We start from the raw sequence: 22,660 nt of genomic DNA on the forward strand, positions 1-22,660 counted from the left end.
TTGCTTCTGCGGTAATTCATGGGGTAGAAGGTAAAGAAAAAACCGTACACAACCTTACACAACCTATTAAATTTAACTCGAATCAGCCTACTTAATCTTTTGTTACATACTGGTGAATTTTTCCCCAGACTTACTTAGTTCTCGTGCAAGCTACAATTGCAGACTCCGGCCCGATCGCACTCCATCTGCACCCGCTAGCGCTAAAACCCCGCCAATCGGGCCCGGAGTGCGACAGAATCGGGATTTGCGGGTTCGCGCAGTACGATCCTCTTCGTTGGCGTAGCCCCCGTAGGGGCGGGCTTTCCTTCGGATCGCGAAAGCTAACGCTAACGGGCGCTTCGCCATTTGAGATTTTAGATTTGAGATTTTAGGTTTGCAATGACTGATGACTATCGGGGTAATGTAAAAATCAAAGCATAGCCCTTTTATTTGCCACTCCCCTCATGCCTTTGCCGCGCCTGTTAACCTTAATTGCTGCTTTCTGCCTCGCCCTGGGGCTGATTATTGGGCTGGTGAGTTCCTTAACAGGGCTTTACAGTCAAGTTGCGTGGTCTGCTTCTCCGCTGCTGGCTAATTTGCTGATTTTCCTGATAATTGTACTTTTGGCAACGCTAATTTTTGCGCTGGTTTACTATTTTAGGCTGCTGCAACGCCCCCAGAAAGTTAAGGGAAAACGGCCGATTACTCCGAAGATTCCTGTTGTCAAAAGTGAAGCTGCTTCGGAAAATCTCAAAGCAATTCGGCAACAAGTCGATCGCATTCAAGATGAAGTAGCGCGGCAAGCTTTGCTGTTGAGAGCCCGCGAAATTGAAGCTAGCATGGCTCGCGGCAGCGTTCGAGTAGTTGTTTTCGGCACCGGTTCTGCGGGCAAAACTTCCGCTGTGAATGCGCTGGTGGGGCGGATGGCGGGACAGGTGGGCGCGCCGATGGGAACTACCGAAGTTGGCGAAACTTACACTCTGAAATTGAAAGGAATCGATCGAGAATTAGCAATTACCGATACCCCAGGCATCTTGGAAGCGGGAGTTGCGGGGACTTACAGAGAGGAATTGGCGAGGCAGTTGGCGGCGAGGGCCGATTTGATCTTATTTGTTTTGGACGGCGATTTGCGAAAATCCGAGTACGAACCGCTGCGGACTTTGGCAGAAATTGGCAAAAGGTCGATCGTGGTTTTTAATAAAGTTGACCTTTATCCCGACACCGACAGAGATGAAATTCTCACTAGACTGCGGCAGCGAGTCAAAGGTTTTGTATCAGCAATGGATGTAGTAGCGATTAGCGCCAATCCGCAAAAAGTTGTACTAGAAGACGGCACAATTTTTCAGCCAGACCCGGATATTATGCCATTAATTCGGCGCGTCGCTGCGATTTTGCGAGCCGAAGGCGAAGACTTAATTGCGGACAATATTTTGCTGCAATCTCAGCACTTGGGAGACCAAGCGCGCAAGTTAATTGACGCTCAAAGAAGGCGGCAAGCTGATAAAGCAGTAGAGCGATTTCAGTGGATCGGAGCCGGAGTAATTGCTGTTACGCCTTTGCCCGTTGTGGATTTGTTAGCGACAGCAGCAGTTAACGCTCAAATGGTAGTAGAAATTGCCAAGATTTACGGCTGCGAATTAAATATCGATCGCGCGAAAGAATTGGCATTGTCTCTAGCAAAAACCCTAGCAAGTTTGGGAATAGTTGAAGGTGTAATTCAAGTAGTGTCAAGGGCGTTGCAGTTAAGCGTAGCGGGGTTTGTACTTGGCAAAGCAATTCAAGCAGTCAGCGCCGCTTATTTAACTAGAATTGCCGGTAAAAGTTTTATTGAATATTTCCGCCACGACCAAGATTGGGGCGACGGCGGCATCGCCGAAGTCGTGCAAAGGCAGTTTCAGTTAAATCGGAAAGACGAGTTTGTCAAAGCATTTGTCAAAGATGCGATCGCCCGCGTTGTCGAACCTCTGAACATTTATCAGCAGGAATCGGAACCAGAATTAGAAATGTCAGCCGAATTGGAATCAGAAATAGAACCAGAACCCTTGTATCAGCGGCCGCAATACGACGATTGGGAAACTTACAGCAACAAACGCAACGATGAGTGGTAATTGGGAATTGGGAATTGGGAATGGGGAATTGGGAATGGGGAATTGGGAATTGTCAACTGTCAACTGTCAACTGACAACTGACTCATAACTAATTTCTCCCTACCAACAAATAAACCATCATTTCTCCTTTACCTTTGATCTCAACAGCACCGCGCATTTTCAACAAAAATTTATCTTTTAAACGATCGTAAACCGCAGCAGTTACCTGAATTTCCCCCGGAATACCGCTTGATTCCATCCGCTGAGCAACATTTACTGTATCCCCCCACAAATCGTAACTAAATTTAGTTAAACCAAGGACTCCCGCCACCACCGCACCAATATTTATCCCAATGCGGAGACTAAAGTTGTGATTGTTTTGGACATTGAAGCTAGCGACAGCAGCTTGCATATCCAGTGCCATTTGGGCGATCGCAAAAGCGTGATTTTCCTGCGGTTCGGGCAAACCGCCAACTACCATGTAAGCGTCACCCATAGTTTTGATTTTCTCCAAACCGTGCCGTAACGACAACTCGTCAAATTGACTGAAAATTTGATTCAAAACGTTCACCGTTTCTACCGCACTTCTTTGAGATGCAAAATTCGTAAATCCCACCAAATCGGCAAATAAAACGCTGACATCCGAAAAGCTGTCAGCAATTATGCTTTGTTTCTCCTGCAAGCGCTTTGCAATCGCTTTAGGCAAAATATTTAATAGCAATTCTTCAATTTTTTGTTTCTGAGACTTGGTTGTTTCTAACAGCAACCGCGTTTCCATTTCAGCCTGTTCCCGATAGGCGATTTCTTGCTGCAACATCAGATTTTTATCCCTCAGTTGCAACTCTAGTTCCCGCAGCCGCAATTGATTTTCTACCCTAGCGATCACCTCTACGGTTTGAAAAGGTTTAGTAATGTAGTCCGCGCCGCCAGCCTTAAAGGCTTTCACCTTCTCAGAAGCTTGTACCACAGCACTCAGAAAAATAATGGGAATGCCGCGAGTGCGATCGCTCGCTTTCAAGCGACTGCAAACTTCATAGCCATCCATATCGGGCATCATAATATCTAGCAAAATCAAGTCGGGCTGAGCCAAATCCACAGAATCGAGTGCCAGTTGACCGCTAGATGCGGCTTCTACTTTATAGCCTTTCCTGGATAAGATCAGCTCCAGTAACAATAAATTGTTAAGACTGTCGTCCACAATTAAAATACTGCCCCTTAATTTTTCGGAAGATGGTTGATTCATCGGCTTGCTACGGGCTTATTTAAACTTAAAATTTGTTTAAATTTATAAGTTACGCAGGGGTGCGTCCAAACCTATTTTTTTTTCACGGAAAGACGCATTATCGAAGGCAAGCAAGAGAAAAAAAACAGGTTTGTGAGAGCATGATTGCCTCCTGAACTCAAATTTATTATACTAATTTGTCAAAACAGCGAAAGCTGGGGCTAAAACTTCATATTGCGGATAAATTCGATCGGTCTGGGCGTCGATTGATTGACTGGCGAATTGATTCACTGCTTGCGGCCGGTTTTGAGACCAAAATATCCCACAAACCCCACCGCTGCAATTTGCACTACAAAAGATAAAAGAGACTACCCGGACACTTTGCAGGGAGAATTTTTCCGAAATTCTGACGCGGAGGTGGATTCAAAAGTACGATCGACCTCTTGGGCGGTTGAGAAATGGGCGTGATTTGTTAATCCGATGTTCCCTGAGTGTCCGGTGCCGCATTATATTAAGAAATTTTACAATAATTTTACACATGGGGGAGACTTCGGGGGGAGCAAGTCAAACCATCCGAGCGATCGGATCGAACACAATTTTGATAAGATTTAAGATTGACAACAAAATTTGCTATTGTGCGTCCGGGTAAAAACAATGAGCGATCGACCAATTATTCTCGGTATTGTCGGAGACAGCGCAGCGGGCAAAACCACCCTGACGCGGGGAATTGCCCAAGTATTGGGGCCAGAAAATGTCACTGTGATTTGCACTGACGACTATCATCGCTACGACAGAAAGCAGCGGGCCGAAATCGGAATCACAGCATTGCATCCCGACTGCAATTACCTCGACATCATGCAGCAGCACCTCAGCCTGCTGCGTACCGGACAAGCAATTCTCAAACCTATCTACAACCACACGACAGGTACATTCGACCCGCCGGAATACATCAAGCCCAGCAAATTTGTAATAGTTGAAGGTTTGCTGGGTTACGCAACCCGAACAATCCGCGATTCTTACGACGTAAAAGTGTATCTTGCTCCTCCCGAAGAGCTGCGAACTCAGTGGAAAGTTAAGCGCGATGTCATGAAGCGCGGTTATACTGAAGAACAGGTGCTGGCAGAAATGCAAAAGCGGGAACCGGATTCTGAAGACTTCATTCGCCCTCAGCGCAAATCGGCCGATGTTGTAGTTAGTTTTTACCCGCCAGAAGCAGACAAAGAATCAAATTTGAGCGTCCGTTTAGTGCTCAGACCGACAATTCCTCACCCTGATTTTACTGAGATTTTAGGTCGAGGCAGCGATAGTTTTCAACCTGCAATTCGCTTGGGACTCGATCGGGATATGGGCAAACCTGTTGACGTTTTGGAAGTAGACTCCCACGCTACCAGCGAGCAAGTAAACGAACTAGAAATGATTTTGTGCAGCGAGTTGCCGCACCTGCGGGGATTTTGCACCGCCCAAGGCAACCCGGAAATTGGCAAACTTATCGGCACGACTGGCGAAGTTTTGCAAAGTTACCCGCTAGCTTTGACGCAGTTGCTAGTTGCATATCACATGATGAAAGCAATTCATGTCTATTAGTTAGTTGTTAGTTGTTAGTTGTTAGTTGTTAGTTGTTAGTTGGTCATTAGTTCCACTCACCATTAGCACTTACTAATTCTCATTAGTAACAAATAACAACTAACTCATGACTAATGACTGATAATTTGAGAGTCGGCAATTTTCCAGATGCCATCCCAATACTCTAAGGTATAGCGAACTAGCTTAGTATTGAAACTGCTACTATCGACTTTGCCATTTCGGTAAACTGTGGCATCTTCGGTGACTCTGACTTCAATAGTGGCTTTGTTCCCAGATGCTGCAAAGCGTTCGACGGATTCAACTTTTTGGACACCGTATCTGTACTGAGAATTGCTGTTGCTCAGATAGTCTATCCCTTTGACTGTATCGGCATACAAAATACCTGTAGTCATTTTAGCCAACAATTGGCGATCGAATGGAGGAGCAAATATTTTCTGCTTGGCCTCCAACCACTTGCTAATTAAATCCGAAGCTTGTCCGAGAGTAATATTCTGAGCTTGACTAATACGATCTTTGCAGTAATTTGTTGCAATCGGTTGTCTGGGACAAGTAATATTTTCCGTTTTCGCGGGCGGAGTCAACCACAAAGGAGTTAAGATAGCGATTAGAATGATCGGTTTCATATCTCAAGTCCTCCATCATGCTAAATTGACTTTATTTAGCCCAAATATAGGTGACAATTATTAGCCGACGATCTCAACCTATCGTGAGTCGATCGGTAATTTTGTCTACATCATGTGCTAGGGAAATTTCGGAATTTTAATTGTATTCTTTTCTCACGAGTGAGAATAAATCCCGGGCGATCGCCAAGTCGGGTTAGCAGTGCCTAATTGCTGAAGTGGCATGGAGACTGGCAACTGACTTTGAGGTGCGGGCAGCATTTCGCCTCGGAAGTCGAGGAGGGTGACGAGCAGCAGGTAGGCAACTGCTAAAATTATAGAAATCACCCCAGTGATAATAGCAATAAGTTTTGAACGATCCATATTCAGCAAATTTTAAGTGCAGCTAATATTAGTTTAACATTAAAAAGAGCAATTATTACTTAACTTATGCCATAGAATATAATCAGGTGCTACTTATTTCGCTTACGAAAATGGAACCTCTTATAGATGCGCCAACTTCCACCGAGATGCCCGGAGCTACCCCTGTGGTGGAAACATTTAATCTGGGGAAGTTCTACCGTACCGGCTTCTGGATGAATGAAAAAATTGAATCGCTCAAAAATTGCACTCTGACTGTCTCCGAGGGGGAAACTTTCGGGTTGTTAGGGCAAAATGGAGCCGGGAAAACTACGCTGTTGAAAACTTTGCTGGGTATAGTGCGCCCCACTTCTGGGCGGGCGCTGCTTTTGGGGAAGCCTTTGGGCGATCGCACTGTGAAGCAGCGAGTCGGCTACTTGCCAGAAAATCCCTATTTTTACGATTATCTCACGGGCTGGGAATTCTTGCAATTTGCGGCGGGCTTATTTCAAATTCCCCCCTCGATTCAGCGGCAGCGAATCCCGAATTTGCTAGACTTAGTTGGCTTATCTCAATCGGCGGCAATTAAAAAACAGTTGCGCCAGTATTCTAAGGGAATGCTGCAACGGATCGGCATGGCTCAAGCTTTGATTAACAATCCAGATGTGGTATTTTTGGATGAGCCGATGTCTGGTTTAGATCCGATGGGACGCTATCAGATGCGGGAGATAATTTTATCGCTAAAAAATCAAGGAAAAACGATTTTTTTTAATTCGCATATATTGTCTGATGTGGAGAAGATTTGCGATCGAGTGGCAATTTTGGCGAAGGGTGAGTTAATCTGCATGGGTGCGATCGACGAACTCTTGGGTAATACTGAAACTTACCGGGTTGAAGGTAGGGGTGGCCACTTGAATATCCTGAAAAAATGGATACCGGATATGGAAGTTGATAATGATTTGTGGTACGGTCATTTGCAGGGCGAGCCGAAGGAGTTTATTTCTAGTCTGAGCGGTACGGGAGGGCAGCTAATTGCCATGAATTTGGCTAAGCCTACTTTGGAAGAGTTTTTTATGCAGCAACTGCAAGAAAGAGGGATTTATTCTAGTGGTTGAAGTATCTTAAAAGAGGTAGATTAGGATTGATGGTGGCGCGGTGGCGGGTTTACGTGATTGTTGGTTTTGGGCAATTATTGTCGGTGAACCCGCCCCTAAAAAGTTATTGAAAATAGTGCAATATATCAGTTTGATCTCACATTCTGCGCCATTTTCATACATTCTGTAGGGGCGGGTTCACCAACAGCTTAAACGGGTGCAGACAGGTTAAATAAACCCGCCCCTCCAGGTTTTTATAGTGGCGCGGGAGCGGGTTTACGAGATAGTTGGTTTTTGGCAATTATTGTCGGTGAACCCTCCATACAAAGTTATTAAAAATAGTGCAATATATCAGTTTAATCTCACATTATGCACCATTTTCATACATCCTGTAGGGGCGGGTTCACCAACAGCTTAAACGGGTGCAGACAGGTTAAATAAACCCGCCCTCCAGGTTTTTATAGTTATTTTTTTGAAAGAGGTAGATTGGGATTGATGGTGGCGCGGGGGCGGGTTTATGAGCTTGTAGGTTTTTGGCAATTATTGTCGGTGAACCCGCCCCTACAAAGTTATGTTTTTTACCTCGGTTAACAATGGCAACGGTAGATTTGCACATACTAACTCTGCACAATTCCACTGCCGCAAATACTCATAGACTTCAGAAATAATCGCATTTGCTGCATCTAAATCTCCTGCTTGAGAAGCATGGTAGTGCGCTCTGATTAACGGCTTGATATCCTCGATATTTTGCCATTCAGATTCAGGTTTGAGGGGAATGCTAATATAATAACTATAGGCTTTGCTGTGTGCTGTACGGAGATTTTCAGGGTTTTGATTTAGCAGGTACTCGCCCTTTTCTCGGACTAGGGGATGCAAGTGATAGGATTTGAGGTGGCGATCGTAATATAGCAATTGCCTGCGCTTGAGTGCCTGAATAATATTTTCCTTAAGTTCATACTTGCTAACTTCTGGCATTTGAGCGCTAATTCCGGCAAAAGATAGCGGATATTCTGAGGTTTGATAGACTGAAATTCGGCTGAGACAAGTTTGCTCGCCGTCGCCCAGACGTGCTATGATTTTATCAATTAATCTTTCAATATCTCGAATCAGCAACCAGTCTCTCTGGTGCAGAAAAATCCAGACATTTCCCTGAAACTCGGTATCATCTCGTATCAAGGCTGCGACGAGTTGTAAGGCTTTGGGATGTCCTGAATAGCGATCGCCCATTTCGGCTAATTCCTCTGCATTCGCAGTCAGATTAAAAGATTGCAATAGGGCAACGGCGGCATCTCGATCCAATCCGTTTAGCTGGATTTCGCGGGTGACTGTTGGCGGCAATTCGGCTAAGCTTTCGCGACTGGTGAAAATAATTTTGCTTTGATGTTCTGTTTCTAATAGTTGTTTGAATAACCAAGCATATTCTGCACAATCTTCGGCGAAATAACCAGCCGCTTTTGCTTCTCCTGTTTTCAAAAGTGTGTCGGCGCGATCGAAAACGAGCAAGCAAGGTTTTTCTCTGAGGATTTTGAGCAGATTTTCGGTTTTTTTGCCGCAGTCATTTTGAGCATTGACGGCTGCGGTAATGTCGCCGTTGGAGAGGGTGAATAGCAGGGAGTCAATTGTGCGATCGAAGGGGGGTGCTTTGCCAGTTGCGGATTGCAAGGATTGCCAAGCGGCGCAGGTGAAGGGGGTATTTTCTGTGTGGAGTTGACGAATTAGTTGGCTGACGAGGCAGGTTTTTCCGATCCCTGGTAATCCGACAATTGAGATGGCTGCGATATCTGAGTTAACGATCGTAGTTTTTAAGATATCGATTTCTTTGGTGCGCTGTACCCAATTTCTGACGGGGGGTAAGTTTTCTGGGAGGGGGAAAGTGCGATCGGTTTGGTTGTCTTGGGGGATATCTGCGATCGCGGCGGCTAAAAGTAATTCTGGTTCTTGAATTTCCCGCGCAACAATGTCTTGCCAGTTTTTCACACCTACAGCTTTGCAAATGTGTATAAAAGTCTCTCTTCTAATTGGTTGCTGCGTCCAAAATCGCTTTAAAGTTGCTTTTGAAGTGAGAGCAGCCTGACACCAGAGCTCATCTGCTTTATTCCATCCGAGATTGCGTCTTACCATGTCAATGATTTTTAGCCCTTCTTCGGATGCTCTAAGCAAACCTGCCATTGCTACTCCTCTACGGAAACTCTGCCTTAGTAAATAATGTTACATGATTTGGTGAGCTAAATGAGCCAAATGAGCCAAATGAGCCTTTTATGTTGAGCCAAATTGTGAGCCGTTTAGCCGATAAAGATTCAGGATTTTGGAGTATTGTGAAATGATGTGTTTGGCTGTCAGCTACGTTTGACGGTGCATCTGGCGGGCGATCGGGCATACAGGTTATCTGCTCTTGGGAGCAATGTAAAGTTTTGTTACAAAAATAGGGCGATCTGCATAAAAAGCAGAGGAACGTCCTGATAGATATTTAGGAAAGCTTGCTAGGCGGGCTTTGCTGGTTTTGACGCAACTATATTTGTGAGGAGATTATCAATGGATGTATTTGTTGACTACTACCAACTTTTAAGTCTCGAACCTGGGTGGGACACGGACAGACTCCGAAAAGCACTAAAAAATGCTTTTCGTGGCAACCAAGGTCGCATTAATGTTGCTACGGGTAAAAAACGCGAAGAAATTGAACAGCGCCAAGCTTTGATTCCTAAAGCTCAAAAAATACTTCTCGATCCTGATGCTAAGGCGAAATATGACCAAGAATTAGCTGAGTGGAAACAGACTGCGACTCCCTTTGAGGTAGCAGCCGCAGCAGCTATACCAACCCTGCTAGAACTGTGGCAATTAATTGATGATGGACGTTATCGCGATGCAGTAGAAGGTGGGAAAAAGTTAGTTCAACACACGCCCAATGACTATTTAGCTTGGGAAGTATACGCCCGTGCCAATTACTATTGTAAAGAGTACAGGACTGCTGTTAGTGCTGCTGAACAAGCGATTCGGTGTAATCCCCAAAAAGCTGAATTGTATGCTGATGCTGGTGAATACTTAGCGGCCGATGAGCAATGGGATAAAGCAGTTCTTCAGCTTCATCGAGCTATTCAACTAGAGCCAAATAATTCTGGTTACAAATTAAATTTAGCTAGTATCTACATAGGTCATGAAATTTGGGCAGATGCAGAAGCACTGCTCAAGGGAGTATTGAGCCAAGAACCTTCTAATTCAACGGCTCGTTATTTCATGGCAATTGTGATTAATGACCGAGCCTCAGAAAGAATTTCGGAAGTGGTTGAACTCGCAAATTCTGGCAAACAAGGACAAGCTCGCAAAATCTTGAAAGAAATTCAACGAGATTTTGACGAAGCACAAAAACTAGCAGGCAATAATCTTGAACTCTTAGACTTGCTCAGTTCTAATTCTATACAGGTAAGACGGTGGTTGGGAGTCAATTTTTATTATCGGTTATTTGGCTTTTCACTTGATGGAGTTTTGGCATCTCCTGGATTTGCATTAATGGCTATTGACGGAGGTACTAATCAGTTAGCTACTATTGGGGGTGTCATAGTTGCCTTAGCAATTTGGGGCTATTCTTGGGTATGGCTAGCATATAAAAATTGCGGTCAAGACCTCATTAAACGTCTATTAGGGATGCAAATTGTCAGTGACGATCAGAGACTTCCCAGCTTAGGTCAGTTAATTACTAGAGCCATCATTAAACCGTTTAATTTCTTTTTAGCTTACTTGGTATTTGGTCTAATCATTGTGTTTTCCATGTTCGGACATTTGGGACAAATGGGAAGCGGTGTTGCAGCAGCCATTGGTATGACGGTTGGGCTCATGCTTATAGGGCTCAGAATTTTCTGGGATTTATTTTTTGTCACCAGTAAAGAAGTCATGCCAACATTTTTTGGTTCGGCTTTATTTATGCACGAGAAAATCGCACGAACTACAGTGGTAGCTGCCAACAAGAATGATGTGATGAACTTTGGTGAATATCATTGGTTCTAACAGGCATTTTAAGTGTCCCGAACAAAGAAATGTAGAGATGTTACGCAAACATCTCTACAACTAAAGCAAATTTAAGTACCAACAATAAACTCATGTCAGTATTGGTTTATCGAGTCAAGCATCTACCCGATTTAGAAAAAACAGAATATCATGCTCGCTACGGTGACGATCCGGCATCGCGGTTATCTGAGATGCAAGGTAATTTTCTATACACCCTGCATAATATTGCCAATCAATATCCACTGACTTGTAGTTTAGTTTATAGCTATAATCCTGATGAGATAAATCAAGACCGGAAGTTAAATATTTTTGTTAGGGTTAGTTTTGATGAAGTTCTGGAAGACCATGACTTAGGACAAATAGCTAAAATTTTTCAAGGATCTTTTTGGCGAGACTTTTACGGCGTTGAACAAGTTAGTAACTCCCAAGGATTAGATTTAAATTGGGTTGAATTTATTAGTTTTGGAATTAAGCAGGAGGAAAAAATAGAGCCAACCACTCCACCTAGAAAAGACAACGACGGAAAAATTATTAGTCCTTCATATTACTATAGTATTCAGCCTTTTGAACCTAATAGCGACAATAGTTTGGTAAGCTTTTTATCTCAACTTGAATCTTATCAAAAGAAAGTTGTGGTTGAGATTATCATTAAACCAACTATGCTGCAAGAGAGGGAGCAGAAATCAATAGAAACTCTGCTGCGAGGGTTGGAAGTTATCGCATCTTATGACTCAGAAACTTCACAATTTTCTGGAGAAAGGAAAGATAAAGCCATTGATCCGATCGCCAAAAGAACGCTCGATATATTTGAGGATTTACGAGAGGCGATGCTAAACCGTCGTTTGTATGAATTTTCTCTCAGAGTTTTAGCTGAAGAACAATTCACAGCCAGTCTATTATTGAATGAATTTTGGGTAGAAGCTAGCGAACAACCGTTGTATCGAGAAATTGGAATTGGCCAAAAAGATCCGCGATTTGCCAAAGCAATTCAATCCGTTGAACAAGGAATCCTATTCCCTGAAGCAATTTGGACTGATTACTGGAACTCGGTTGGTGACAATAGTATCTGGTTCAAGTTTAGGCGGCTGCATCGCTTGTTTACAGTGGAGGAAGCGCAGGCTTGTTTTAAAGTTGTTATTCCGGATTCAGTGGTATTATTTAGCGGCATTCCCAAGGAAACCGATCTAAAATCGACGCATTCTCAAAGGTCTATTTTATTAGGATGGCAAACTGGAAAATCCCAAAATCAGGCTTTAGTCCCGCTGAACAATTTTAACAAGCACGTTTTTATTTGTGGGGTTCCGGGTTCTGGGAAAACAACAGCAGTCTTGAATTTGCTATTTCAACTTTGGACAGAACATGGAATTCCTTTTTTGGTAATTGAACCAGCTAAAACCGAGTATCGGGCTATGCTAAGGTGTGCTTATAAGGAAGAGGAATTAAAAGGCGATCGCAACCCAACTACCAGCCAATATATAAAAGCGAGAAATGTGGAAAAATCTATTGACAAAATGCAATCAGAGTTGTTAATATATAGCTTGGGGAATGAGAGAGTTTGTCCTTTTAGATTTAATCCTTTTGCTTTTTACGCCAGAACTACTTTAGATGAACACATTTCAACTTTAGAGGCTTGTTTTAAAGGGGCGTTACCTTTGTTTGGCCCGATGCCTGCTTTACTTGCAGAGGCGATCGAGCAAGTTTACGCAAAACTTGGATGGCAACCCCAAGATACGGCAGACTATGGGATAAAGCAACAACGAGAATTTCCCACAATGCAAGAACTCTATCTAGAAATTACAGAAATTTTAGATGCTAAACAATATTCATCTGATATCAAAAGCGACCTCAAAACCGCTTTAGAAGTCAGAATAGGTGGGTTACTAAGGCGTAGCGTTGGTAGTATGCTAAATACTCGCACCTCAGTTCCCGATATTGCAACTTTAATGGAACATCCGGTGATTTTGGAGATGGATTCTTTGAATGAGGAGCAAGCTAATTTAATGACAATGTTTATCTTAGCAACCCTGCGACAATACGCGCGGGTAACACGCAAATCTGGCAGTCCGTTGAAGCATATTACGGTAATTGAGGAAGCGCATAACATTGTGGGAAGTAATCCTCAAGCAAGCGGAGAGGAGGGCGCGTCTAATCCCAAGGCGGAAGCTACCAAATACATTGTCAAAATGTTGGCAGAAATGCGGGCTTTAGGGGAAGGAATGATTATTGCCGATCAGTTACCGAGTGCGGTTTCGCCGGAGGTAATTAAAAATACTAACGTGAAATTGGCTCATAGAACTGTATCAGGTGACGATCGAGAAATTCTCCAACAGTCCATGCTTTTGACTGCTACTCAATCAGAGGATTTGGCAAGATCCAGTCCGGGGGATGCTTATCTATTTATGGAAGGGACTTACAAACCAGTCCGTATTCAGGAACCTAATACTAAGTTAATTTATGGAATTGAGGAACCGCCTACGGATGAGGAGTTAGTAGAGTGTGTGAAAGAGAGAGGGTTTTATCAGGTGGCGATCTTCGCTAAAGAATCCTTGCATCGGCAGAAGGTGAGCAAGTATGTGGGGGATGTACAAAATCAGTTAGACAAGCTGACTCAAAAATGTTCGGTAGCGGTTAACGCCAACAAGTCACTTTTACAATCATTTGCGCTTTCATTTGAAGCTGATATCATTAAACAAGTTACTCTAATGTCCGAAGGACTAGAGGAGTTAGAATACAATCTAACTGCTACAATTCATTCTCTCAACACCCAAGTCCAAAGACTTTGGAATTCCTTGCGACTGCAAGGCATATATAGCGATGTTCTGGCTAACCAAAATATACAATCTGGTCAGTTGCAGATGCAAATTTTTCAGCAGCAATTGGAGCAAGTCAAGGTTGATTGTCTAGCCAAAATCGACGGTTTACAAAAGTTTGATGCTGGGCAAGCCAGCCTGCTACAAAAATTGTTCATTCAAGTCAAGGAGTATTTTTACGACTACTCACAACAAGCTGAAAGGCTCAAAGAAAGCATAGAGCAATACATTGCCGAAAGTGCTGCGATCTCGTTTTACGACGCTCTAGAAAATATCAGAATGAATTTTGGCAAGTATTTTGATGAAATAACCGAAATGATTGCATATTTGAAAGAAAAAAAATTACCCTATCTCAAGGAGAGAGTGTTAAGACTAGAAGATGAGGTTTATGAAATGAGCGACCAAATCGGTCTACTGAATGAAGAAATAAACCGGGCATACCAAGCAAAGTATCAATCTAATCAATGATTTCAGTGGGAGAAAGTAAAAATGGGTATCAAGAAGCAGAGCGAGATTAAAAAAGATATAGCAGGTCTCAAGAAAGAGGGAGACGATGCCAGTGAAAACCTTGAGGCGTTAGCCAAGTTTGCTGAGCGCACAAAAGTGGCGTTTGAAGAACTAAAAGGCTCAGCCACAGAAGAGGGAGATAAAGCTAGTGAACGTGCTGTACTGGAAATCCAGGCTAGTATAGAGCGTAAATACAAAGAAGCAGAGGAATATCTTCAGGAAGTTGAGGAAAAACTTGAGGAAAAGCAGGAGGATTTTGAAGGAGCAATTGCCGCAGACCAGCAAGATTTAGAAAAGCTGAAGCCTCTGAGCAAAGAAGCTAAAGCCGTGGGATCTGATGGGACAGCTATTGAAAAAGCTGAGGAAGCCAAGAAAAGTGAAATCGATTTTCTTAGCGATCAAACGCAAGACATAGAAAAAACCCAAGCTGAACTGGAACAAGAAGCCAAGCTATCCAGGCAGCGGAAGCAAAATGCTCGGTTCAAGCATCAGTCTAGAAATACTCTGGGTGGAACTGAAAAAAAGTAGATTCCCAGAGACCGGAAATAGACCAATATACTGAAGCAAAGCAATGTCCTCCCGGTCTCTGGTACAAAGTCAAGGTAGACAAGTCAGGAAACCCAAATATTTTGTTATCTGAAAACAAAGAAAATATAAGGGATGGCAAGAGTGTGGGTCACGACCATTATTTCAAGAAAAATGGAAAGTGGTATGTTCAGATTAAAGCAAGTCAAGACAACCCCTTTGCTGTAGATAAAAAGGGTCATTTATTCGACCGCTCAGGTAATCCAGGTGAGAAAAATATTGAAAAGAATCTCGAATTCCAAGAGGTAGCTGACTACAACATGGGAGAGCATTTAGATCGGATGTGGGAGCGATTAACAGGAGAACTAAGGAAGGAAGAGTTATGGCCACCAATTGACTGACTTTCATCTGCGAATTTCTGAATAATAAAATTGCCTTGCTCAGATAAACTTCATTTCAATATTCACTTTTTTGGGAGTTTTATGTTTTTTGCAGTACTATTCAACAAATACTACGACCAAATATCCTCCGCATTACTACCAGAACATAAAAAGTCTGTGGGTAAAATCCATATCAGGGATATCCAACCGTCGGTTGATGCGATCGCTAATTATGGCTTTTCTATTCCTACCCAACACGCACAAAATCTAGTGCAATCTTTTCATAACCGTTATCAAGTAACCTTCAAGCCTTTGGCATTTCCCGAAGATTCTATAAAAGAAGATGTCAAAAATGAGATACAACCAAAATGGTGTGGTTTCTTTAAAACTTTGACTGTTTTAATCGATAACCATGATTTTTATAAAGCGGTTGAAACTATCTTTCAACGTCGCTATCAAGGAATTGTCCATGCTACCGATATTTTAGCTAAAGAAGTTAAATTAGTTGCAGAAATTGCCAAAACTTATGATGAAGCAGTTAATGTTGGTAATTCTAGAGCTAAATTGCTCAAAGGATTGCAATATTTAGCTGCTGAGAGTCAGTTGTTAATGTCTCGTTATTACACTCAAATCGAGGGCTTGCGAGATGAGTTCAATCGTTACTCTTTGCAAACGGTTGAAAGTTTGCAACAAGCTAAACAAAGCCTATCATCAGAAATAGAAAAATTTCTCGGTAAAGAGCGAGCTACTCAATCTGAGTATGCCCAATTTTTTATGGATTATCGCTTGCGAATTACTCAAGAAATCGATCCTATTTGCGACCGATTAAAAACTTTTAATTTTAGAGGTCAAGAGTTGCGATCGCGCCTAATCGAACATCTAACAGACTTGCAAGACAGACACCCCGAACAATTAGAATTAATGCGAGGCGATCTCGATCGGGAGTTTACCTTAGTATGGGATGAATTAAAGCAAATGCAATCAGTAGAGAATGCTGAAAGAAAAGCACGTGAAGCAATTCAAAGTTTTGCTAATTCGACTCGATTAGAATTTTTTCAAGATGTCGCAGAAGTGAAACAGCAGATAGCTTTAAGAGGTATTAGCGACGCCATTAGAGAATCAAATGATTTACTATCTATTCAGCACAATATTGAGTTAATAGAACAGGAACATCATCACCAAGTCAATGATTTAGCTGAAGTAGAGCGTCAGTATTTAAGCCTCAGAACAGAAACTTTAGATAGTTTAGAATCTCCAGTAAAGTTTACGTTGGAGCAATTAAACTTAGCAAGTCAGGATATTTTTTTGCCCGTTCAAAATTCTTATCGATTGGTTGTCGAAAAACTAGAAAAATATGGTAGTAATAATGAAGAATTGCTGAACCAGCTAACTACAGATGGTATGTTACTAGGAATTAGTGACTTTGGTCAGGCGATCGAAAACCCAGTGCAAGTCTCAATTTCCGTAGATATAGAAAAAATATTTCAGGAAATAGAGCGCAAAATTACTGATATTGGTTTAGAGAACCGCATAGGATTTATGCAGGTCTTATTAGATGAAGGAAATACCTTTGATAAACCTGCAATTTTATTCTTCACTCGTCAGATCCAAAGGGAACGACCAGAAGTTACAGCTTTATTAGAAGTAACCCAAGAAGGTAAACTGGCATATATCAGAAAATTAGTCTGTATATGTCCGCTTCCCTCCCATCTCCTCAACAATTTATTAGAGGGTTACAAAACAACGTTTAAGAACAAAAACCGGGAGGTGATGCAACTAATTGCCGATGAATTTCTTGCTAATAAACTCAAGCTAGATTTCCAGAGTCATATCGCTCAAGCAATGGTGCAGGCGAAACAACGTCTCCGAAATGTTTATCTGGAAAATCTCAGAGTAGACACTTTACAACAAGTCGTCAGTGATGATTTTAAAAACAACATTTTTTTAAAAACAATTGACGAATTGATTATTAAAGCATTGGATGCTGCAACTGGCTTTGAAGAGGAATCTGAAGAGCTAAACTGGTAATTTTTGTCTAATTTATTCTCAATAGGAGGCTATGTGATGAGCATTGTTATTGGCATCGATCTAGGAACAACATTTTCAGCGATGGCTTACATGAAAGATGGCAAGTCTGAAATTATTCCTAATAGTGAAGGCGAGAGAATTACCCCATCGGTTGTATTTTTTGATGATGATAACAGCATACCTGTCGGTACTTTTGCGAAAAACGTTGCTGTCTCAGAGGGCGATCGAGTCGTGCAATTTATCAAGCGCCGCATGGGTGATGACTATGCGCTCGATCGACAGGGACGCGAATGGCGACCTGAAGACATTTCTGCTTTAATTCTGAAAAAACTCAAACAAGATGCAGAATCTTATCTCAATACCCCTATTCGGGATGCAGTAATTACAGTTCCCGCCTATTTCGACGATCGAAAAAGGATGGCGACTAAAACGGCTGGAGAAATTGCGGGACTCAACGTACTCCAAATTATTAACGAGCCTACTGCGGCGGCTATGGAATTTACTGCTAGCCAAGAAGTGCAAAACAAAACGATACTCGTTTACGATTTGGGTGGTGGCACATTTGATGTTACGATCATGCGAGTTGATGGCAAAAAAATTGATGTAATTGCTACGGGTGGTGACCATCAACTCGGTGGAAAAGATATTGACGATTGTACGATTGCTTACTTTCAGGAAGAGTTCCAAAAAGCCACGCGAGCCGATCCTTTAAAATCTTTAGCGGGTCAGCAGAGGCTCCGAAATGAGGCAGAAGAAGCTAAAAAACGGCTATCTTCTAATTCTACTACACGGGTTGCTCTTGATGTAGAAGGTCGTCAAGCCAATTTTAAAATTACTCAAGCTAAGTTTGAAGACTTAATTGATGAGTTGCTTGTTCGCGCCGAAATGAATGTTGAGTTAGTTCTAGATGATGCTAATTTAACTCCCCAGCAAATTGATGAGGTTCTCTTAGTAGGAGGTTCAAGTCGTATCCCAGCAGTTAGCAAACGGCTCACAAAAATATTTGGCAAAGAGCCATTGAAAACAGTTAACCCTGATGAGGTTGTAGCTCAAGGTGCAGCAATTTTAGCTCAAAGCTTGGCGATTGAATCGGGTCAGGCAGTTCCTACTCCCAATACAGTTTTGCCTCAATTTTCGGATGTTTGCTCTCATAGCTTGGGAGTTGTGAGTCTCAATGAGCGTGGAGTGCCGGAAAACTCGGTAATTATTCCCAAAAATAGTACAATTCCTTGCAAATTTTCAGAAAGCTACGGAACAGTTAGAGACAATCAGCCTGGTGTCGATATTCAAATTTTGCAAGGAGAGGACAGAGATCCAGAATATTGCACGCAATTAGGGATTGCGCGGATAGAAAATCTTCCACCTTCACCGAGCGGTTCAGAAGTAGAAATTACCTTTGCTTACGATGCTAGTGGGATTCTAAGTGTGACGGGTATTTTTGTTCCCACCGGGCAGAAAGTAAGTACAACAATTAAAGTTCAAGGAACTATGTCGCCAGAAGAAACTAAACGCAGTCAGGAAGAAATTAAAAAACGCAATATTGAGTAGCGATAAAATAGTGACTCACGCTATCAACTAGCGTAAACAAAAGCATTCATCTGCGGTTAAAAAAGTGCGATCGCCCCTAACACAAAAAGTGAGATCGCCCTTAATCCCCACTACATCCATCCACCATCATCTGCGGTGCTAAAAAGAGCGATCGCCCTTAATCCCCACTACATCCATCCACCATCATCTGCGGTGCTAAAAAGAGCGATCGCCCTTATTCCATCCCCGTTCATCCGCATTCATCTGCGGTAAAAAAAGAGCGATCGCCCATTCCTACTCTTTCCAAAACTCACTGCGCCAAAACTTCCCTCACCCTGTCCCGAAATAAACGCACAGCCGCCCTTTGTCCAATACTTTTACTTTGCTCTATCAAACCCGGAATTTCGGCGATCGGCAAAAACGGAAAAGCCCAACTGTTCTCCCTCTCTTCGTAATTACCCTCAACCAATTGATACACTTGAAGACATTGATTGCGATATCTCCAGATTTCAGGCACACCCAGAGCACCATAAATTGAGAACTTATTCAAAGAAGAACTTGTGTAGTCTGATTCTACTACTAAATCCGGTGGCGGATCGGCCGCTAAATTAATTTCATCTTTATCTCTAACTAAAGATTCATTTTGAATGTAAAAACAAGTATCCGGTTCAATAGCACGAGTTAAATCTTCCCGTTCCAGAGTCAACGCACCGAGGCTCATAGCTTCAATTTCTAATTCATCTGCTAAAGCTCCAATAAATAGTTCCAGCATGACTTTAGGTCTTTCATGTTTAGGTAAGGGCATTCTGATTTCTAAAACTCCTTCAGCATAAGCAATTCTCCACGCTCTACCGTCGCCGACATCAGATATTATCGCTTTAAATGTTGACCATTTAATGCCTGTCAAAGTAATTAATTTTTCCTCGCTACTTTGTTGAGGAGGAGTCAATGTGGTTGTTACCATAGGAGGTATAATTAGTTAAGCTTTGATTGATTTTAACACGCCCTTTTCTCATCTGCATCCACTGTGGCACGGGCCCAAAAGCCTGTGGTTCCGAAGTGAGTCATGTCCACTGTGGCACGGGCGTCTCGCCTGTGCTATGGAAGCAGTTAAAAAAAGAGCGATCGCCCTTAACACAAAAAGTGCGATCGCCCCTTTCAATTCCTAACCAGGGCTTACTGAATAAGTTAGGAAAAATCGCGATCGCAATTAATGGGCAATTCAAGCTCGGCAAAACATAACTTTTTGTTGACTATAACTTGCCCAGTTATAGCTTTTAATAATCATTGAACCATAAATAGGTGTGATTTTTGGTTTTTGACATAAAAACACACAAAAAACCCGTCTTAACCAGGTAGCAAGGTTCATCACTAAAAAAGTAATAGCAATAGCTGTTTCCGAAGTATTATCAAGCTTTGCCATCACTCGATTCAAGCTAAATCTTCTTTTACCTTGTCCAAATTTGCCCTCAATAGAGTTACGAATTCTTTCATCTTCCCAGGCTTGTTTCTTGGTTTCCTTACTAACAATTGCTGGTGGCCTTCCTAAAGGGGGGCCACTAATTCTAATTCCTCTTTCTTTACACCAGGCTCGATTTTCCCTGGTTCGATAAATGCGATCGGCATGGACTGATTCTGGATAGCATCCTGTGTAAATTTTAAATGCTTCAAATGAGTGCTTTTAAGTCTCCTGATTCGTTAAAGTTATCCCAACTTATCCGGTCTAAAAATACATATCCTTCACTGCAACTCGCTGACAGTTTAGCTCCAAACTCTACGGGTTTTCCTGCTTTTCCTCTAACAATGGGACGGATGTGCGGTTGGCTTAAACTTACCCCAACTGTCCGATATACTCTGTTTTTTATTTTCCAATAACCAGAGTTGTTGGCGATAGACTTCTGTGAGAACTAGCAAGGTTTTATATTGCTTTTTGGTCAAACTTTGTAGGGTGGCACCTGATTCGATTAGCTGTTCAATATTAGCGAGGTTTCTTTTGATATATTGCAGTTGTTTTTTAAGGGCTTGGATTTTTTTGTTTCGTTTAGGTCGTCGTTGTTTTGCTACTGCTAAGTAGTCTTTCCTGGCTATTTTCCGGTAGGTTCTGGGTTTTTTATTGATTTTTACTTTGAGGGATTTATAGAGAATATCGATGATTTTTTCGGTATGAACTCTGGCTCGGTTTAATAGCCCTAAGTCGGTGGGATAGCTAATATCTGCTGGAGCACAGGTCGCATCTATGACTAATTTTCCTTGATTGGTTAATTCATTTTTTGCGTCCGAATCCTTTTTTTTTTCGGGCGGTTTTGGGGTGGTTTCGCGCATTTTTTCCACCATCCGTTCGTTCACTTTCTTGATTAAGTTTGCACTGATTCGCTGCCGAAAGTGGACTAATAATGATGGATCAAATGGGGGTTCATTACTGTATGTTGATTGACCTATAAAGTATTGCAGGTATGGGTTTTCTCGGATCTGTTCTACTGTTTCTATGTCGCTGATTCCCAGCTTTTCTTTGATAATTAATGCCCCTAATGCCATCCTAAATGATGCAAGCGGGTGCTCCCATTTCGGTCGGAAAATTTGCAGCATATTCTGATTCAAATTCTAACCAAGGAATTAGTTGGGTCATTTTTACCCAACGGTTATCTTCTGACAATCTTCCTTCAAAGGGGAGTTCAAAGTCGGATGGGGAGCTTGGGGCAAGCTCAGCTTTTCTATACACGATCGCAGGTGGTGATGCACGGGTTTTGACTGATTATACCTGTTTTTCACGGCGACCCTTACTACTTTTTTGTTCGGAAAACCCATACACTGTTTACTTTTCTCACTGATTCAGCAAGCCCTAACCAGAAATCACCTCACTCAAAAGATGAGCCTGAGAACCCTCAAGTCGAGGCCCGTGAATCTGCACCACCAGAGAAGCCAAGAAATTGCCCCAACGAGCCGCTTGTGTAGAACTCAAACCATTAGTAATTCCAAACAAAACACCCCCCGCAAAAGCATCCCCAGCACCCACAGTATCGATCGCCTTTACCGGAAATCCAGCCACATCAACAATCTGTTTGTTCTCCACCACCATGCAGCCTTTTTCCCCATTAGTGATAAAAGCCAAATCGGAAATCTCGCTCATTTTCCGAGCGCACTCTTCCAGAGATTCCTCCTTAAAAAAGCTCCGAACTTCATCAGAATTGCAAAAAATCACATCGCAATATTCCGAAACCACCTTGTGAAAATCATCAGCAAATCGATCGACTAAAAAGCCATCCGAAAAAGTAAAAGCCACCTTCACACCCAGGCGCTTAGACTGTTCCATCGTCTCAATGCTAGCCTTTCTAGGGTCTGGAGCATCCCAAAGATAGCCCTCAACATAACTGTACTTGCAGTGAGCCAGTCGATCGACATCGATATCAGTCGCAGCCAGAGTAGTAGAAACCCCCAGATTAGTACACATCGTGCGTTCCGCATCCGGCGTAGTCAGCACTACACAAGTACCCGTAGGCCCGTTCGACTCAGCAGCAGGATGCACGTTAAAATCAATCCCCGCCGCCAGCAAATCTTGGCGGTAAAATTCCCCGTTAGTATCCTTAGCAACCTTCCCCGAATAATACGCTTTACCGCCACTCTGAGCCAAACCAATCATCGTATTTGCCGCCGAACCCCCCGATCGCATTTGCAGCGAATTGTGCTCTAAATCGTGCAAAATCCCCCCCTGCCTTTCCGAATTCATCAGCGTCATCCCGCCGCGATTCAGCCCGTGGCCGAGTACAAATTCATCTTCCACCAATGCTAGGATGTCTACAAGGGCATTGCCTACGCCAAACACATCCACGGAACGGGAATCTTGATTGTTTTTTGCTTGATTATTTTCTGTCATCGCTGCTTTTGGGTTTACACTAACTCTCAACTCTATAATAAATCGACTTCTACTCAACATCTATTTTCTTTAAGTTATCTTTATCTAA

Annotated in this window: 17 protein-coding genes and 1 pseudogene; 10 read left to right on the plus strand and 8 right to left on the minus strand. The window is 42.6% G+C overall.

Annotated features, from left to right (window positions below):
• Nucleotides 1-150: 150 nt before the first annotated feature.
• Complete coding sequence (locus OSC7112_RS29310) at nt 151-345, minus strand: hypothetical protein (protein ID WP_015179308.1); 195 nt, start codon at nt 343-345, stop codon at nt 151-153.
• A gap of 98 nt (nt 346-443) precedes the next feature.
• On the opposite strand from OSC7112_RS29310, the gene OSC7112_RS29315 reads away from it, so the two are divergent.
• Nucleotides 444-2,087, plus strand: coding sequence for a YcjF family protein (locus OSC7112_RS29315; RefSeq protein WP_015179309.1), 1,644 nt, complete (start codon nt 444-446; stop codon nt 2,085-2,087).
• An 88-nt stretch (nt 2,088-2,175) separates the two neighbouring features.
• On the opposite strand, the gene OSC7112_RS29320 is transcribed toward OSC7112_RS29315, so the two are convergent.
• Complete coding sequence (locus tag OSC7112_RS29320; protein ID WP_015179310.1) at nt 2,176-3,309, minus strand: adenylate/guanylate cyclase domain-containing protein; 1,134 nt, start codon at nt 3,307-3,309, stop codon at nt 2,176-2,178.
• A gap of 633 nt (nt 3,310-3,942) precedes the next feature.
• On the opposite strand from OSC7112_RS29320, the gene OSC7112_RS29330 reads away from it, so the two are divergent.
• Nucleotides 3,943-4,872 (plus strand): phosphoribulokinase, encoded by a 930-nt coding sequence (locus tag OSC7112_RS29330; protein WP_015179311.1) that lies wholly within the window; start codon nt 3,943-3,945, stop codon nt 4,870-4,872.
• 110 nt (nt 4,873-4,982) lie between these two features.
• Here the strand turns inward: OSC7112_RS29330 and OSC7112_RS29335 are convergent, their stop codons facing one another.
• Both OSC7112_RS29335 and OSC7112_RS29340 read right to left on the minus strand, forming a co-directional pair.
• Nucleotides 4,983-5,495, minus strand: a complete 513-nt coding sequence (locus OSC7112_RS29335; protein ID WP_083888216.1) for an ARC6/PARC6 family protein — start codon at nt 5,493-5,495, stop codon at nt 4,983-4,985.
• Nucleotides 5,496-5,648: 153 nt separating this feature from the next.
• A complete protein-coding gene (locus OSC7112_RS29340) occupies nt 5,649-5,855 on the minus strand; it encodes a hypothetical protein (RefSeq protein ID WP_015179312.1) in 207 nt (68 codons plus the stop codon).
• A gap of 110 nt (nt 5,856-5,965) precedes the next feature.
• On the opposite strand from OSC7112_RS29340, the gene OSC7112_RS29345 reads away from it, so the two are divergent.
• Nucleotides 5,966-6,946 (plus strand): ABC transporter ATP-binding protein, encoded by a 981-nt coding sequence (locus OSC7112_RS29345; RefSeq protein ID WP_015179313.1) that lies wholly within the window; start codon nt 5,966-5,968, stop codon nt 6,944-6,946.
• A 540-nt stretch (nt 6,947-7,486) separates the two neighbouring features.
• Here OSC7112_RS29345 and OSC7112_RS29350 read toward each other — a convergent pair.
• Entirely contained in the window at nt 7,487-9,094 is a 1,608-nt protein-coding gene (locus OSC7112_RS29350) for an NB-ARC domain-containing protein (RefSeq protein ID WP_015179314.1), read from the minus strand.
• A gap of 363 nt (nt 9,095-9,457) precedes the next feature.
• Here OSC7112_RS29350 and OSC7112_RS29355 point away from each other — a divergent pair, with 363 nt between their 5' ends.
• The 6 genes from OSC7112_RS29355 (at nt 9,458) to OSC7112_RS29380 (ending at nt 18,722) form a co-directional block, all read left to right on the plus strand.
• Nucleotides 9,458-10,924: a tetratricopeptide repeat protein gene (locus OSC7112_RS29355; RefSeq protein ID WP_015179315.1), complete on the plus strand. Its 1,467-nt coding sequence runs from the start codon at nt 9,458-9,460 to the stop codon at nt 10,922-10,924.
• A 92-nt stretch (nt 10,925-11,016) separates the two neighbouring features.
• Entirely contained in the window at nt 11,017-14,202 is a 3,186-nt protein-coding gene (locus OSC7112_RS29360; RefSeq protein ID WP_015179316.1) for an ATP-binding protein, read from the plus strand.
• A 21-nt stretch (nt 14,203-14,223) separates the two neighbouring features.
• Nucleotides 14,224-14,769: a hypothetical protein gene (locus tag OSC7112_RS29365; protein WP_015179317.1), complete on the plus strand. Its 546-nt coding sequence runs from the start codon at nt 14,224-14,226 to the stop codon at nt 14,767-14,769.
• A 101-nt stretch (nt 14,770-14,870) separates the two neighbouring features.
• On the plus strand, nt 14,871-15,167 hold the full coding sequence (locus OSC7112_RS29370) for a hypothetical protein (protein ID WP_041622796.1): 297 nt from the start codon (nt 14,871-14,873) through the stop codon (nt 15,165-15,167).
• 81 nt (nt 15,168-15,248) lie between these two features.
• A complete protein-coding gene (locus tag OSC7112_RS29375; RefSeq protein WP_015179319.1) occupies nt 15,249-17,174 on the plus strand; it encodes a hypothetical protein in 1,926 nt (641 codons plus the stop codon).
• Nucleotides 17,175-17,210: 36 nt separating this feature from the next.
• Nucleotides 17,211-18,722, plus strand: coding sequence for an Hsp70 family protein (locus OSC7112_RS29380; RefSeq protein ID WP_015179320.1), 1,512 nt, complete (start codon nt 17,211-17,213; stop codon nt 18,720-18,722).
• 289 nt (nt 18,723-19,011) lie between these two features.
• Here OSC7112_RS29380 and OSC7112_RS29385 read toward each other — a convergent pair whose 3' ends face one another.
• The gene (locus tag OSC7112_RS29385) at nt 19,012-19,665 is read right to left on the minus strand and encodes a Uma2 family endonuclease (RefSeq protein WP_015179321.1); all 654 of its coding nucleotides are present in this window, start codon (nt 19,663-19,665) and stop codon (nt 19,012-19,014) included.
• 22 nt (nt 19,666-19,687) lie between these two features.
• Between OSC7112_RS29385 and OSC7112_RS38750 the strand changes: the two genes are divergently transcribed.
• Nucleotides 19,688-19,870, plus strand: a complete 183-nt coding sequence (locus tag OSC7112_RS38750) for a hypothetical protein (RefSeq protein ID WP_190274293.1) — start codon at nt 19,688-19,690, stop codon at nt 19,868-19,870.
• A gap of 53 nt (nt 19,871-19,923) precedes the next feature.
• On the opposite strand, the pseudogene OSC7112_RS29390 reads toward OSC7112_RS38750, so the two are convergent.
• Both OSC7112_RS29390 and OSC7112_RS29395 read right to left on the minus strand, forming a co-directional pair.
• Nucleotides 19,924-21,420, minus strand: a pseudogene (locus OSC7112_RS29390) (IS5 family transposase).
• Nucleotides 21,421-21,540: 120 nt separating this feature from the next.
• Nucleotides 21,541-22,572, minus strand: a complete 1,032-nt coding sequence (locus OSC7112_RS29395) for an adenosine kinase (protein WP_041623625.1) — start codon at nt 22,570-22,572, stop codon at nt 21,541-21,543.
• Nucleotides 22,573-22,660: the final 88 nt, after the last annotated feature.

Source organism: Oscillatoria nigro-viridis PCC 7112 (genome assembly GCF_000317475.1).
Classification (GTDB): Bacteria; Cyanobacteriota; Cyanobacteriia; order Cyanobacteriales; family Microcoleaceae; genus Microcoleus; species Microcoleus nigroviridis.

What these genes read in the sequence shown, in the direction of transcription:
- OSC7112_RS29355 (WP_015179315.1), top strand. Translation starts at nt 9,458, where the DNA reads ATGGATGTATTTGTTGACTACTACCAACTTTTAAGTCTCGAACCTGGG.
- OSC7112_RS29385 (WP_015179321.1), bottom strand. Translation starts at nt 19,665, where the DNA reads ATGGTAACAACCACATTGACTCCTCCTCAACAAAGTAGCGAGGAAAAA.
- OSC7112_RS29395 (WP_041623625.1), bottom strand. Translation starts at nt 22,572, where the DNA reads ATGACAGAAAATAATCAAGCAAAAAACAATCAAGATTCCCGTTCCGTG.
- OSC7112_RS29320 (WP_015179310.1), bottom strand. Translation starts at nt 3,309, where the DNA reads ATGAATCAACCATCTTCCGAAAAATTAAGGGGCAGTATTTTAATTGTG.
- OSC7112_RS29360 (WP_015179316.1), top strand. Translation starts at nt 11,017, where the DNA reads ATGTCAGTATTGGTTTATCGAGTCAAGCATCTACCCGATTTAGAAAAA.
- OSC7112_RS29380 (WP_015179320.1), top strand. Translation starts at nt 17,211, where the DNA reads ATGAGCATTGTTATTGGCATCGATCTAGGAACAACATTTTCAGCGATG.
- OSC7112_RS29340 (WP_015179312.1), bottom strand. Translation starts at nt 5,855, where the DNA reads ATGGATCGTTCAAAACTTATTGCTATTATCACTGGGGTGATTTCTATA.
- OSC7112_RS29330 (WP_015179311.1), top strand. Translation starts at nt 3,943, where the DNA reads ATGAGCGATCGACCAATTATTCTCGGTATTGTCGGAGACAGCGCAGCG.
- OSC7112_RS29365 (WP_015179317.1), top strand. Translation starts at nt 14,224, where the DNA reads ATGGGTATCAAGAAGCAGAGCGAGATTAAAAAAGATATAGCAGGTCTC.
- OSC7112_RS29315 (WP_015179309.1), top strand. Translation starts at nt 444, where the DNA reads ATGCCTTTGCCGCGCCTGTTAACCTTAATTGCTGCTTTCTGCCTCGCC.
- OSC7112_RS29310 (WP_015179308.1), bottom strand. Translation starts at nt 345, where the DNA reads ATGGCGAAGCGCCCGTTAGCGTTAGCTTTCGCGATCCGAAGGAAAGCC.
- OSC7112_RS29345 (WP_015179313.1), top strand. Translation starts at nt 5,966, where the DNA reads ATGGAACCTCTTATAGATGCGCCAACTTCCACCGAGATGCCCGGAGCT.
- OSC7112_RS29375 (WP_015179319.1), top strand. Translation starts at nt 15,249, where the DNA reads ATGTTTTTTGCAGTACTATTCAACAAATACTACGACCAAATATCCTCC.
- OSC7112_RS29350 (WP_015179314.1), bottom strand. Translation starts at nt 9,094, where the DNA reads ATGGCAGGTTTGCTTAGAGCATCCGAAGAAGGGCTAAAAATCATTGAC.
- OSC7112_RS29335 (WP_083888216.1), bottom strand. Translation starts at nt 5,495, where the DNA reads ATGAAACCGATCATTCTAATCGCTATCTTAACTCCTTTGTGGTTGACT.